The sequence below is a fragment of the Maribacter aurantiacus genome (assembly GCF_005780245.1).
Classification (GTDB): Bacteria; Bacteroidota; Bacteroidia; order Flavobacteriales; family Flavobacteriaceae; genus Maribacter; species Maribacter flavus.
On sequence record NZ_VBUK01000011.1, the window covers coordinates 68,052 to 81,904 of the forward strand.

Here is a 13,853-nt window from a genome sequence, read left to right on the forward strand (position 1 = left end):
AACAAATTTTGTTTTCGGGTTTATTATTTATCTTTGCAATCCAAAAACCACAAACGATGAGTTTACAGGCAAAAGTAATGGAGCAAATGAAGGTCGCTATGAAGGCCAAGGACACGGTGGCCTTGGAGTCTTTAAGGGCCATCAAATCCGCTCTTTTGTTGGAAAGTACCAGCGGCTCAGGAAAGGAATTAAGCGAAGAGGATGAAATAAAGCTGGTGCAGAAATTGGTTAAGCAACGGAAGGACAGTGCCGCTATTTTTGTGGAACAAGGAAGACAGGATTTGGCGGAACCGGAGTTGGCCCAGGCTGCCGTAATCGAGCAGTTCTTGCCAGAACAGCTTACTGAGGAAGAAATTGAAAAAGTTGTGGTCCAAACCATTGATGCCACGGGTGCTTCTGGCATGAAGGACATGGGCAAGGTAATGGGAATCGTGTCCAAGGAGTTGGCCGGTCAGGCGGATGGTAAGACCATATCAGCCATCGTAAAACAAAAATTAAGTTCTTAGTTTATAATATAATGACCGAGTGGCACTCCCGATAGCTACCGGGAGAATCCAGCATCGGATTTGTGAATTGAATATTGTAACGGTAAATTTGAGTTTTTTACTCATATTGTTAAATAAGGCCGCGTGGCGCAACTGAATAGCGCATCAGATTTCGGCTCTGAGGGTTGGGGGTTTGAATCCCTCCGCGGTCACGAATAAATAGTTCAAAAAGAAAAAACGCCAAGCTTGCTTGAGCGTTTTTTTGTTTGGACTATTTTCAAAGCGGAGCTTTGAGGGAAAGGCGCAGCCAATCCCTCCGCGGTCACTAATTAAATCCAGATTCATTTAAATGTATCTGGATTTTTTGTTGGTATTCCACAAATATCATTCAATTCTCTCGATTCTATTTTTAAAAAATTAACGAAATTTTATTATAGTTAGTTCGGAACAAAACGAACTGTAAGGTAGCTTTGTTACAGAATTTGTACTATGGGGCTATGCTCAGAACATAAACGAATGTTGATAGAGGAATTGGGGCTTTATTTTGAAAGGCGCCACAATTTGCCGCCATTGGCCGCCCGAATCTATGCGATAATGGTTTTATCCTCTCAAGAGGGCTTTTCTTTTGAAGAGCTCATGGAGATTACCCAGGCCAGTAAAAGTTCTGTTTCCACAAATTTAAATCTCCTGTTGCAATTAAAGTACTTGGAATACTATACACGGCCCGGTAAGCGGAAAAGATATTTTAGGAGTTCTGGTAGTTTTTTGCAAAACATGCTAAAAGAGCGGTTTGAAACGATAATTTCTGATCTAGAACTTACCCAAAAAGTAAATAAGTTCAATCAGGAGAACAATCCTGAAAATTATAGAAAAAAGGGGTATATCGGAAATATATTCCACGACTTCCTAGAGCAGGAAAAATTGAATATTGAACAGACCTTACAACGAATAAGGGATTTCAAAGAACAAAATTAAAAACTATTTAGTTATTCAAAATGAAGAAAATCTACACTCTCCTATTTGTAATTTCAACTCTGATCTTAATTTCCTGTGGAGGTAAAACCAATGAAAATTCGGGTAATCAATCCGCAGCCCCTTCATTTCAGGTAATAGAAATACCCACCAAGGATGTCACTTCTTTTACTACCTATCCGGCAAGTATTGAGGGCATTGTTAATAGTGAGGTTAGGGCCAAAATCTCAGGTTATATTACGGATGTTTTGGTGGATGAGGGGGAACAGGTAAAAAAAGGAGAGACCCTTTTTAAATTGGAAACCCAATCCCTAAGTCAGGATGCCGCTGCTGCTTTGGCAAACGTCAATGCCGCTCAAGTGGAAGTGGATAAATTAAAACCTTTGGTTGAAAAGAATATTATCAGCAGTGTGCAGCTGGAAACTGCAAAGGCAAAGTTGCAACAGGCAAAGAGCACGTATAATTCTATCAATGCCAACATCAACTACGGGAGTATTAAAAGTCCAGTTGATGGTTTTGTAGGGTCCATCAGATTTAGAAGAGGAGCTTTGGTCAGTCCAAACAACGCCCAGCCTCTTACTATTGTTGCGGATATCAGTAAAGTGTATGCTTATTTCTCCATGAACGAAAAGGATTATCTGAATTTTATTCAAGATACGAAAGGCAATACCATAAACGAAAAGATACAGAACTTACCCGAAGTTGAATTAATTCTCGCCAATGGAAGGGTATATGATCAAAAAGGGAAAATCGAGACCATAAATTCACAAGTGGACGCCGCTACGGGTGCTATCACCTTTAGGGCCAAATTTGACAACCCTTCAAGGATTTTGACCAATGGTAACAGCGCTAAGATCAGAATACCCAAAAAGTTTGAGAATGTTGTGGTAGTTCCCAAGGAAAGCACTTTTGACAGACAGGGCGGTGTATATGTATACCAGGTCCATTCAGATAGTATGGCCGTATCCAAAAGTATTGCTGTTATTAACGAGGTGGATAATCTCTACATGGTGGAAAGCGGTATCGAAGAAGGTGATAAAATTGTGGGTCTAGGGATTGATAAATTAAGGGGGGATACCAAAATTATTCCAAAATCCGTTGCCTTCGATAGCGTTGCAAAGCCCATTAAAATTTTATTCAGATAATAGTAGAACTGCGGATAACACATTAGAATATGCTAAAAAAGTTTATTGAACGGCCAGTACTTTCAACCGTAATTTCGATTATAATCGTCATCTTGGGATTACTGGGTCTTACTTCACTGCCCATTACCCAATATCCGGATATTGCGCCTCCTACTATTAGCGTGAGTGCCAACTATCCCGGTGCGAATGCCGAGACTATTTTGGAAAGTGTAATTATTCCCTTGGAGGAACAAATTAACGGTGTGGAAGGGATGACCTATCTTACATCCACGGCCACCAATAGCGGTACTGCCACTATTGACGTATTTTTTGACCAAGATGTAAGTCCCGATATCGCGGCGGTAAACGTACAAAACCGGGTAGCTAGGGCCAATTCACTTCTACCACAGGCCGTTATACAGACAGGTGTTACTACACAAAAACAACAGACCAGTGCACTGATGTTTATGTCTTTTTATAGTACCAATCCGGATTATGATGAAACCTTTGTGCAGAATTACCTTAAAATAAATGTAATTCCTGAGATTCAGAGGGTAAATGGTGTTGGTAATGTCAATGTATTTGGCTCCAAGGATTATGCCATGCGAATTTGGTTGCAGCCCGAAAAATTAGCGGCCTATGGATTAATACCTTCGGATGTGGTAACCGTCTTGAACGAACAGAGTTTAGAAGCTGCAGCAGGCTCCCTAGGTGAAAACGACGGTGAGGCCTTTAGCTATGTAATAAAATATGGAGGAAGGTTTAAAACGCAGGAACAGTACAGTAATATTGTGGTAAAGGCTTTGGATAATGGACGTTTTCTGAGGCTTGAAGATATTGCCGAAATAGAATTAGGTGCCCAATCGTATGCGGCAAGCTCCATGACGTCTGGCTATCCGGCAGTAAATATGGGAATCTATCAAACCAAAGGATCTAATGCCAGGGAAATAATTCTTGAAATTGAAAATAGGCTAGAACTAATTAAGGAAGACCTCCCGGCTGGTATCAACGTTTTTGTTCCGTATAACACCAACAATTTCTTGAACGCTTCTATAAAAAAGGTGGCCAGTACCTTGGTAGAGGCCTTTTTGTTGGTATTCCTCGTCGTTTTTATTTTTCTACAGGACTTTAGGTCTACCCTCATTCCTGCCATAGCCGTTCCTGTTTCCATAATTGGAACATTTTTCTTCTTGAATCTTTTTGGTTATTCCATCAACTTGTTGACTTTGTTTGCCTTGGTATTGGCAATTGGTATTGTGGTGGATGACGCCATTGTTGTTGTGGAAGCAGTACACGCCAAATTGGATAAGGGAGCCAAGGATGCCAAGCAGGCAACATTAACGGCTATGAACGAAATATCGGGAGCGATTATATCCATCACTCTGGTCATGGCGGCCGTATTTATACCAGTAACGTTTGTTACGGGACCTACAGGGGTATTTTATGAACAATTTGGTGTAACCTTGATTGTGGCTATCATTATTTCTGCAATTAATGCGCTTACCTTGAGCCCGGCGCTTTGTGCATTGTTCTTAAAGCCGCATACGGAGAAGGATGAAGGAAAAAAGAAAAATTTTAAGGAGCGATTCTTCGATGCGTTTAATAGCGCTTTTAGGGCTACTACCCAGAAATATGGCCGTTCCGTTCATTTTCTGTACAAACATAAGTGGGTAACCGTATTTATTCTTGTCCTGGCCTTTGTTGGTATCTGGTGGTCATCAAGTATGGTCAGGACTGGTTTTGTTCCCGATGAAGATCGTGGTATCGTATTTATGAACATTGAGCTTCCCCCGGGTTCCTCCATTGACAGAACCCATGAGGTCAACGAAGAGTTGTATTCTAAAATCAAGCAGATACCAGGGGTTTTGGATGGGTCCGTTATTGAGGGGCGTAGCTTTTTGGGTGGTGCAGGCAGTAATTACGGTCTAGGTTTTGTTCGTCTTAGGGATTGGGACGAGCGGGGAGCAGATTCGTTGTCTATGGAAGCCATAACCGCAAAAATGTTTGGAGCGGCAGCAACGATTCCTGAAGCCAATATAGTATTCTTTGCCCCTCCAAGTATTCCAGGTTTTGGACGTTCCTCAGGTGTAGAGGTAAATTTATTAGATCGCGCCAGTGGTACTTTTACGGATTTGGATAAAGTGAACAAGGAATTTATTGCCAACTTGACCCAAAGGCCGGAGATTCAATATGCACAATCCTCATTTGATACGGGATATCCACAGTATGAGCTGGAAATAAACGTGCCAAGGGCCAAGGAACTTGGGGTATCCATAAGTAGTATTTTTGCTACCCTACAGGGGTATATCGGGAGTATCTTTGCTGCGGATTTTTCCCGTTTTGGTAAACAGTACCGTGTGTATGTTCAGGCGCTTCCAGAGGATAGGGCCGATCGCGACAATCTGAACCAAATGTTCGTTAGAACTTCCGAAGGTGTCATGACCCCCATTACGGAATTTATCAGTTTGGAAAGGGTGTATGGACCACAATCCGTAACACGGTTTAATCTTTTTAACTCCACGAAGATTACGGCGGCCACGAATCCCGGATATAGCTCGGGAGATGCTATAAAGGCCGTGGAAGAAGTGGCCCAATCCCTACCAACAACGTTTTCAATTGCGTATTCTGGCCTGACACGTGAAGAAGTGAATGCCGGAGACCAGACCACGACCATCTTTTTATTGTCACTGGTCTTCGTGTATTTCCTGCTTGCGGCGCAATATGAAAGTTATCTAATACCTTTTTCTGTATTGCTTTCGTTGCCCTTAGGTGTTTTTGGTGCCTATTTCACTACACAATTGGCGGGACTGCAAAATAATATATACTTCCAAATCGCCTTAATCATGTTAGTAGGACTTCTTGCCAAGAACGCGATTTTAATTGTGGAATTTGCCCTGCAGCGAAGAAAGCATGGGTTATCTATCCTAAACGCTGCCGTGGAAGGTGCAGAATCAAGACTGCGTCCAATTTTGATGACCTCCTTTGCTTTCATACTGGGATTAATGCCTTTGGCGCTCGCAGGTGGAGTAGGGGCAGAAGGAAATAGGTCTATTGGTACTGGTGCCGTAGGAGGTTTGTTCATTGGTACCGTAGTGGGTGTCTTCGTTATTCCCACCTTGTTCATTTTCTTTCAGTGGTTACAGGAAAAAGTATCCGGAGGGCCAAAATTCGAAACGGTAGAAAAATAGAATAACTAATATAGTATGCGATTGTCAAAATATATAAAAATTGGTTGTACGGTACTTTTGCCAATAATCTTGGTTTCATGCTTTTCTGCCAAAATGTATGAAAGACCAAAGGATGTGGTATTGGAGTCACAATATTTTAGAACTGATTCCTTACAGAGGGATAGTGTTTCCCTGGCAACAATTTCATGGAAGGAATTGTTTACAGACTCATATCTTCAAGGTTATATAGAAGAAGGTCTTCAAAATAATATTGACATTAGAAAGGCCATTCAACGCATTTTGATTTCTGAAGCTTATCTGAAACAGGGAAAGGCCGGCTATTTTCCTACCCTGAATCTCAACCCAAAATATACCCATACGGAGATTTCCGGGAATAGTCAGTTTGGAGGTCTTTTTAGTAGGTTGGATCAATACGAGGTAAGTGGTGGACTGTCTTGGGAGGCAGATATTTGGGGTAAAATCAGAAGTAATAAAAGGGCTTTCGAGGCGAGTTACCTACAATCAGTCGCCGCCCATAAAGCAGTAAAAAGTACCTTGGTGGGAAATATAGCTTCTCTCTATTATCAACTATTGTCTTTGGACGAGCAAATCCAGATTACGAAATTAACCATAGAAACCCGTTCCAGCGGATTGGAGACTACCAAAGCTTTAAAAGAGTCGGGAAATGTTACTGAGGTCGCCGTAAAACAAACGGAGGCCCAATTGTATACGGCCCAAGCCTTGTTGATCGACTTGGAAAATTCAGTAAAGCTTTTGGAAAATTCCATGTCCTTGATTTTGGGTGATGAACCAAAGGAAATTGTAAGAAGTACCTTGGAAGAGCAAAAAATAAATACACCACTGAGTATTGGGGTACCCACCCAACTCTTGGCAAACCGGCCCGATGTTATCTCCGCCGAGTATGGCCTGGTAAATGCTTTTGAACTTACCAATGTAGCCCGAAGTAATTTTTATCCATCCATTACCCTAACCGCCAATGGAGGACTTCAAAGTTTGGATTTTAATACATTGTTTGATACAAATTCCTTATTTGCATCCGTAGTTGGGGGTCTTACACAGCCATTGTTCAATGGTAGGAGAATACGAACACAATATGAAGTAAGTCAGGCCCAAAAAGAACAGTCTATGTTGGATTTTAAATTTGCCTTGCTGAACGCCTCTAAGGAAGTATCCGATGCACTTTATTCCTACCATGCGGCCATGAAAAAAATTGAAGTGAAGAAAAAGGAATATGAAGCTTATACAATGGCTCGGGAATATTCCCAAGAACTATTGGATAATGGTTTGGCTAATTATCTGGAAGTATTGAACGCAAGACAAAATGCGCTGAATACAAATTTGGACCTTATCTCTACCAAAAACAATAAGTTACAAGCCGTGGTAAACTTATACCTTGCTTTGGGTGGAGGCTGGAATTAAGGATGTCTTTTATGGTTTTTGTCCAGAATATGTGCAACAATCATTTTTGCATGGATCCTTGAATTTTCTATAAACCATTTGTGGGTTTCCATACCGCCACAGATTACCCCTGCCAAATAAAGATTTTCTACATTGGTTTCCATGGTTTCCGGGTCGTATTCCGGTAATCGCTTTTCATCTTTGGTAATATGTATACCCAGCATTTCCAAGAACTGAAAATTGGGCTTATAGCCTGTAAGGGCCAGTACAAAATCATTGGGAATCGTTTTGGTCTCTCCCTTTTCATTTGTAATTTCCAAGGTGTCTTCGTGAATGGCCTTTACAGTGCTATTGTAGAAGGCGGTAATGCTGCCTTCCTCAATTCTGTTGATGATATCCGGCCGTACCCAATACTTTACGCGCTGACCGACTTCCGTACCCCTAATAATCAACGTAACTTCCGCACCCTTTCTCCAACATTCCAAAGCCGCATCTATGGCACTGTTGCTGGCGCCTACGACCGCTACTTTTTGACCGGCATAATAATGGGGATTATCGTAGTAATGGGATACTTTTGGCAAATCCTCCCCAGGTACGTTCAGTAGGTTGGGAATATCATAAAAACCCGTGGCTACGATACAATTTTTGGACTCATAATTTCCCTTGCTAGAGCGCAATTTAAAAATCCCGTCCAATTTTTTAACACTTTCTACCCGTTCAAAAAGATGGATATTGAGTTTGTTGGTAGTTACGATCCTTCTGTAGTATTCAAGGGCCTCGTCCCGCTTCGGTTTGGCCTCTTTGCTTATAAACGGTATTTCGTCTATTTCCAATCGCTCCGAGGAGGAAAAGAACTGCATGTTTGCTGGGTAGTTGAACAAGGAATTCACAATGGGCCCTTTTTCCAGTATAACATAGGAAAGTCCTTTCTTTTGTGCTTCCAGTCCACAGGCGATACCAATTGGCCCTCCTCCTATGATTGCAATATCCAATAATCCCATTTTCTATATTTTATTGGCACCGTCAAAGGGTTTAATACCCCTTGCTTGCCCGCCTGAACGCTTGTTGGGCAGGCCTCGAAATTAAAAATTCGTTTTCAAAGAATACCTTGTGGGCTTGCCCAGAGGTAGTTTACTGAATTAGACTTCGAAATACCGTTTTGCAAAATTAGCCATTTTAGTTAGAAATAAAGGCCGTAAATAAATTGACAAAGGGACGCAATTTATTGTTGTCTATGATTTATATCATGCTTTATGCCCTTTGTTTACCCGAACTTTAAATATCATTAAAAATCAAAGTTATGAGTCTAAGACATAGAGTACCCGTATCCACCATTATGACAAAAAAGATCATCACCTTAAACAGTAACGATCAATTGGAAACCGCGGAACGCCTTTTTAAGGAGCACCATATTCGCCATATTCCCGTTGTGGAAGGTGATGCCATCATTGGAATGTTGAGCTTGACGGATTTACTTCGTATCAGTTTTGCCGATGGCGCTTACGAAGAGGATTCCGATGTGGAAACCATTGTCTATAATATGTTCACCATCTCACAAGTGATGGCCAAAAACCTGAAGAGTATTTCCTCAAATACAACGATCAAAGAAGTGGCGGAAATTTTAGCAAATAAGGAATTTCACGCCCTTCCGGTCGTTGATGATGAAAAATTGGTAGGGATTGTTACCACTACAGATTTGATAAAATACCTTTTGGAGCAATATTAGTTTTAGGTTACGCAAAGGGTGGTCAAAATCATTGTGATGCATTGGCCACCTTTCGTTTTTTATTTTCCGTCTGCTACCGATTTAAGTTCCAAAATTGTTTGCAAAGGTTTTTCACTTTTGAAGACAAAGCTGCCCGCTACCAATACATCCGCACCGGCATCGGTCAATTTTTTGGCATTTTCCGTGGATACGCCGCCGTCTATTTCAATTAAGGCCGAAGCATTTTTTCGCTGGATAAGCTCCTTTAGGGCCTTAATTTTTTCATAGGTGTTTTCAATGAAGGATTGTCCCCCAAAACCCGGGTTCACGCTCATGATCAATACCAAATCTAGATCACTGATAGTGTCCTCCAACAGACTGATATTGGTATGAGGATTTAAGGCAACCCCAGCTTTCATCCCTGCGGCCTTGATAGCCTGTACTGTTCTGTGCAAATGGGTACAAGCTTCGTAATGAACCGTTAGAACGGTGGCACCAAGTTCGGCAAAGGTGCCAATATATCTGTCCGGATCAATTATCATCAAATGTACGTCCAAGGGTTTAGTGGCATGTCCTTGAATAGCCTTGATAACGGGCATTCCGTAGGAAATGTTGGGAACAAAAACGCCGTCCATGACATCGATATGGTGCCAATCGGCAACACTGTTGTTCACCATTTCAACATCACGTTGCAAGTTTCCGAAATCCGCTGCAAGTAGTGATGGGGCTATTTTTGTTTTTTGCATTTTGTAACTGCTAAATGATCATGCAAAAATAGTGATTTGAGTTTTGCATAACCCAATGTGATTCGCTTTACGGTTTCATTTTGTCAAAGTAATGTATCAAATCACTTTCCGCCGCTATATATCCAAAAGAACTCCATGAAGGGCTATCCACTAAATCCAACATTATCTCTTTGGCTTTTTCTTTATCGTTGTTATAAAAATACCAGTTAGAAAGTCCATAGGCCACTGCATCGTTTGATGGATTACCAGATTTAGTTCGAAGGAGGGAATCTATGGGAATCAAACCTTTGTACAGTTTACAAAGTTCATAATAACTTTGGTTTTCAATAACATCCATTTTTTGGGTAATTGGATCCAGCATTTCATTTGCCATTGTTTCGTTTCCAAGCCTACGTTGAATCATATAGAGCCAATGTGTACTTGAAACAATATTGTCATCCAGCTCTCCTGATTTCCTGCAGTTTAGATACGCATCAAATGCTTTTTCATAGTCGTGTTCCAGATAATACGCCAAACCCAAATGATACCAAATATTTCCGTGTAGTGTGCTTACCGGAATGTTCATGGCATTTGGCATTCCATCGGGTTCTATTTCATTGGGCTTTCCTTCAATGAGTTTTGTCGCAAACTCCAAATCTGAGATTGCCTTTTCGAATTCCCGGATAGAGATGTACCGATGTCCGCGATGGCGATAAAAACGGGCGTCCTCAGGGAATTTCTCGATTCCTCTGGAGTACAAATCGATCGCATCTTGATACTTTCCAAGATAGGCGGTCCGCCTCCCGTACCAAATCAGGGCATTGGCGCTATCTGGATTGCTTTCATACGTTTGTTTGGCCTCTTCGTACTGGGCTATCATTTTTTCGGAAGGTTCAGGTATACTGAATTCCTTTCCCAAGGGCGTTGTGAATCTACGAGGTGTTCGCAAGGAATTGGATACCGTCTCTAGAGTTTCTGTTTTTTCCTTTTTGATTTCTTGGCAACCGGAAAAAACCATCAAAAAACCCAATAGAAAAAATATCTGGCCTACTGTTATTCTGAATTTACTCATGTTCATTCCCCAATTTGAACAGCGTTTTTCCCGGCTTTTTCTAAAATGGCGTTTATCTCGGGCAATTGAGAATCCATTACTTTATTCAAATTAGACAAGTGGGTTTGAAGTTCGGCAGAAAGCTCCTCAAAAACTTTATAGGCCCCGTCAGTGGGTTTTGCATCACCGGTCTCAACACTTCTACGTAAGGAGGCCAAACGGTTGTTTAACTTGATCGGAAAATTCAAGGGATCCTGTGGGGACTGGTTCCTTACCTGATATAGTTCTTCCTCAATGGCTGTCAACTTATCCAAAAACGGAGCGACTTTCCGCTTGTAAGTGGAACCCGAAAGGGCCTCTTTATGCGCGTTCAACTGTTCTCTAACCTTTCGTATTTTAATGACAGCTTCATTGGCGGCACTGGTCTTGTTCATAATCTTGTTGGCCAGTTCAAATTGTTCTTGAAGATTGGCCTTGGTAATGCCCTTTAAATTGGGGTCCATTTCTATATCGAAAGTATATGTTTCTTCATAATCTCCTGTTTTCATTTTCACCTTGTATGTTCCTAAAGGAGCTTTAGGACCACGTTGGGGGCGTCCGCTCCAAATGATCATCCCGTCGAAAACGGTTGCACCAGGGTAGCGCAAGTCCCATGTGAACGTATTCAGGCCTTTTGCCGTTGTGGGTTTTGAGGAGCCCCCTCGTTCCCACCAAGGTGCGTCCGGGTCTTTTTCATATTTAGGCATACTACCTGTAAATGTGTCGATAACCTTGTTAGCTGCGTCCAATATTTCGAAAGTAATCGTGTCCTGTTCAGATTTGAGATAATATTGGATTGTTGCATCGGAAATGCCACGAATGGCGTTTCTTGGCTTAAAGAGAACGGCATCTTGATCCTTCATTTCAGGCGTGTACTGTCGCAAAGGTTGTATGTCGTCCAATATCCAAAATCCACGCCCGTGGGTTCCAAGTACTACATCATTGTCCTTAATGACCAAATCCCTTACAGGGGTGTCAGGCAGTTTTAACTGTAGACTTTGCCATAATTCCCCATCGTTCATTGAGAAGTAGACGCCATGTTCCGTGGCAAGGAACAAAAGCCCTTCCCGAACCGGATCTTCCCGTACCGCCCTTGCAAAATGTCCGTCCGAAATTCCGTTGATGATCTTCTTCCATGTTTTTCCATAATCATGGGTCTTGAAAACATAAGGTTGCCTGTCATCCACCTGATATCGGTTTGCCGCAACATACAAGGTGCCGGGGTTGTGAACTGACTCGTCAATAATGCTGACCCTTGAGAATTTGGGGAGGCCTTCCGGCGTGATATCCTCCCAATTTTTTCCGCCATCCCTAGTAATATGAATTTTACCATCGTCCGAACCGGCCCAAATGGTATTGATGTCATGGGTTGAAGGTGCAAGGGCGAAAACCGTGGCATAAATTTCGGGCCCGTTCATATCCATGGTAATGACTCCGCCCGTTTTTCCCAAAGTGGATGGGTCGGCATAGGTTAGATCCGGGCTTATCTTCTCCCAGGACTGGCCGTCATCCGTCGTTTTCCAAACATGTTGGGAACAGGTATACATAACAGTGGGATCTTGTGGGGCAAACATAATAGGGAAGGTCCATTGCCAACGTTCGGGCAGGGCACTTGCAGGTTCGCCCGAAAAAAACCTTGGATACACCTGTATATCGCGTATCTGTCCGTTGCTGCGATCGTAGCGGGTCAAAAGGGCACCTTGGCTACCTGCATAAAAAATATCCGGATCGGTTGGATGTTGGGTTATCCAACCACTTTCACCACCGCCAACTGCATAATACCAGCCATGGTTAGGGCCTCTTGCCTGCATGTGGTCCCAGCCATCGCTGGGCATGGCCAAGGTACTATTATCCTGTTGCGCGCCTGCTACATGATAGGGGACATCGCTTGTGGCCATAACATGATAAAACTGTGTAGTAACATAATCTTCTTCCGTCCAGGTCTTTCCACCGTTAATACTTACGATTCCCCCACCATCGTTGGAAGAAATCATTCGGTCCGGATTCTTTGGATCGATCCATAGGTCATGGTTATCCCCGTGTGGCACTTTTATTTCGGTGTCGAAGGTTTTTCCACCATCAGTAGATTTCCAAAAATCGACATTTAGGCAATATACCGTTTCCTTATCCAGCGGATCGGCATAAATTCTAGAGTAGTAAAAGGCACGTTGCCGTAATTTTCGCTCGTCGTTGGTTCTCTCCCATGTTTTTCCACCATCATCGGACCTAAAAACACCGCCTTCATTGGCCTCTACGATGGCCCAAACCCTGTTGGAATCCACAGGGGAAACGGTAACACCTATTTTTCCGATCGGTGGTGCGGGCATTCCCTCGTTGCTGGTAAGATCGGACCAGGTATCTCCTCCATCCGTGGATTTCCATAATTTGGAATCGCCACCACCGCCCCACATTTTCCAAGCTTTTCGTTGTACTTCCCAAGTGCTGGCATACAGCACAGTTGGATTATTGCGGTCGATAATCAAGTCCACAGCACCTGCTTTGGGGCTTACGTACAATACTTTTTCCCAGGTTTCGCCACCGTTTTTACTGCGGAAGACCCCTCGTTCCTCATTATCGCCATAGGGATGGCCCAGGGCGGCCACGTAAACCACATCAGGATTCGTAGGATGTATTCTGATACGGGCAACCGCTTGGGTTTCCTTAAGTCCTAGATGTTTCCATGTCTCTCCGGCATCCGTAGATTTATACACACCATCTCCCTGTGTAATGCTTCCCCGTAACTGTACTTCGCCCATGCCTATGTACACAATATCCGGGTTGGTTTCCGCAACGGCCACGGCACCTACGGAAGAACTAGTAACCTGCCCATCCGTAACGGGTTTCCATTCATTGCCTCCGTCCGTAGTTTTCCATAAGCCACCACCGGTGGCCCCAAAGTAGTATTCATTGGCTCTGGAAGGGCTTCCAGCGGCACCTAAAGACCTTCCTCCGCGTGAAGGGCCAATATTGCGCCATTCCAGTTTTTCGTAAAACGATGGATCGATGGGAAGCTCCTCCGTTTGTGAAAAACCCAGCGTAAAACATAAAATGAAAATAAAGAGCAACGGAAATTTATACTTCAGATTCATTAGTGTGTTGGTTTTCATTTTTGGTATAGTTTTAAATTATGTGAGTAGACATTGACTAAGATATTGCTTGAATTTTA

10 protein-coding genes and 1 tRNA gene are annotated in these 13,853 nt (G+C 42.6%); 7 read left to right on the forward strand and 4 right to left on the reverse strand.

Annotated features, from left to right (window positions below; all coding sequences use genetic code 11):
• The first annotated feature begins 56 nt into the window (after positions 1-56).
• From FEK29_RS15480 to FEK29_RS15505, 6 genes are all read left to right on the forward strand, one after another.
• A complete protein-coding gene (locus tag FEK29_RS15480) occupies positions 57-506 on the forward strand; it encodes a GatB/YqeY domain-containing protein (protein ID WP_138259347.1) in 450 nt (149 codons plus the stop codon).
• A gap of 117 nt (positions 507-623) precedes the next feature.
• Positions 624-697, forward strand: a tRNA-Arg gene (locus FEK29_RS15485).
• A 304-nt stretch (positions 698-1,001) separates the two neighbouring features.
• Entirely contained in the window at positions 1,002-1,460 is a 459-nt protein-coding gene (locus tag FEK29_RS15490) for a GbsR/MarR family transcriptional regulator (protein WP_161595367.1), read from the forward strand.
• A gap of 20 nt (positions 1,461-1,480) precedes the next feature.
• The gene (locus FEK29_RS15495; protein WP_138259349.1) at positions 1,481-2,602 is read left to right on the forward strand and encodes an efflux RND transporter periplasmic adaptor subunit; all 1,122 of its coding nucleotides are present in this window, start codon (positions 1,481-1,483) and stop codon (positions 2,600-2,602) included.
• 29 nt (positions 2,603-2,631) lie between these two features.
• On the forward strand, positions 2,632-5,769 hold the full coding sequence (locus FEK29_RS15500) for an efflux RND transporter permease subunit (RefSeq protein ID WP_138259350.1): 3,138 nt from the start codon (positions 2,632-2,634) through the stop codon (positions 5,767-5,769).
• Positions 5,770-5,784: 15 nt separating this feature from the next.
• Positions 5,785-7,188 (forward strand): TolC family protein, encoded by a 1,404-nt coding sequence (locus tag FEK29_RS15505; RefSeq protein ID WP_138259351.1) that lies wholly within the window; start codon positions 5,785-5,787, stop codon positions 7,186-7,188.
• Here FEK29_RS15505 and FEK29_RS15510 read toward each other — a convergent pair.
• Positions 7,185-8,168 carry a YpdA family putative bacillithiol disulfide reductase gene (locus FEK29_RS15510; RefSeq protein WP_138259352.1) on the reverse strand — a complete coding sequence of 328 codons (984 nt, stop codon included), beginning with the start codon at positions 8,166-8,168 and terminating at the stop codon, positions 7,185-7,187. The genes FEK29_RS15505 and FEK29_RS15510 overlap by 4 nt on opposite strands.
• 299 nt (positions 8,169-8,467) lie before the next feature.
• On the opposite strand from FEK29_RS15510, the gene FEK29_RS15515 reads away from it, so the two are divergent.
• The gene (locus FEK29_RS15515; RefSeq protein WP_138259353.1) at positions 8,468-8,893 is read left to right on the forward strand and encodes a CBS domain-containing protein; all 426 of its coding nucleotides are present in this window, start codon (positions 8,468-8,470) and stop codon (positions 8,891-8,893) included.
• Positions 8,894-8,952: 59 nt separating this feature from the next.
• Here FEK29_RS15515 and rpe read toward each other — a convergent pair whose 3' ends face one another.
• The 3 genes from rpe to FEK29_RS15530 form a co-directional block, all read right to left on the reverse strand.
• Positions 8,953-9,618, reverse strand: coding sequence for a ribulose-phosphate 3-epimerase (gene rpe / locus FEK29_RS15520; protein WP_138259354.1), 666 nt, complete (start codon positions 9,616-9,618; stop codon positions 8,953-8,955).
• A gap of 67 nt (positions 9,619-9,685) precedes the next feature.
• Entirely contained in the window at positions 9,686-10,669 is a 984-nt protein-coding gene (locus FEK29_RS15525) for a tetratricopeptide repeat protein (protein ID WP_138259355.1), read from the reverse strand.
• Between the two features lie 2 nt (positions 10,670-10,671).
• Positions 10,672-13,794, reverse strand: a complete 3,123-nt coding sequence (locus FEK29_RS15530) for a VPS10 domain-containing protein (RefSeq protein WP_240042767.1) — start codon at positions 13,792-13,794, stop codon at positions 10,672-10,674.
• Between the last annotated feature and the right edge of the window lie 59 nt (positions 13,795-13,853).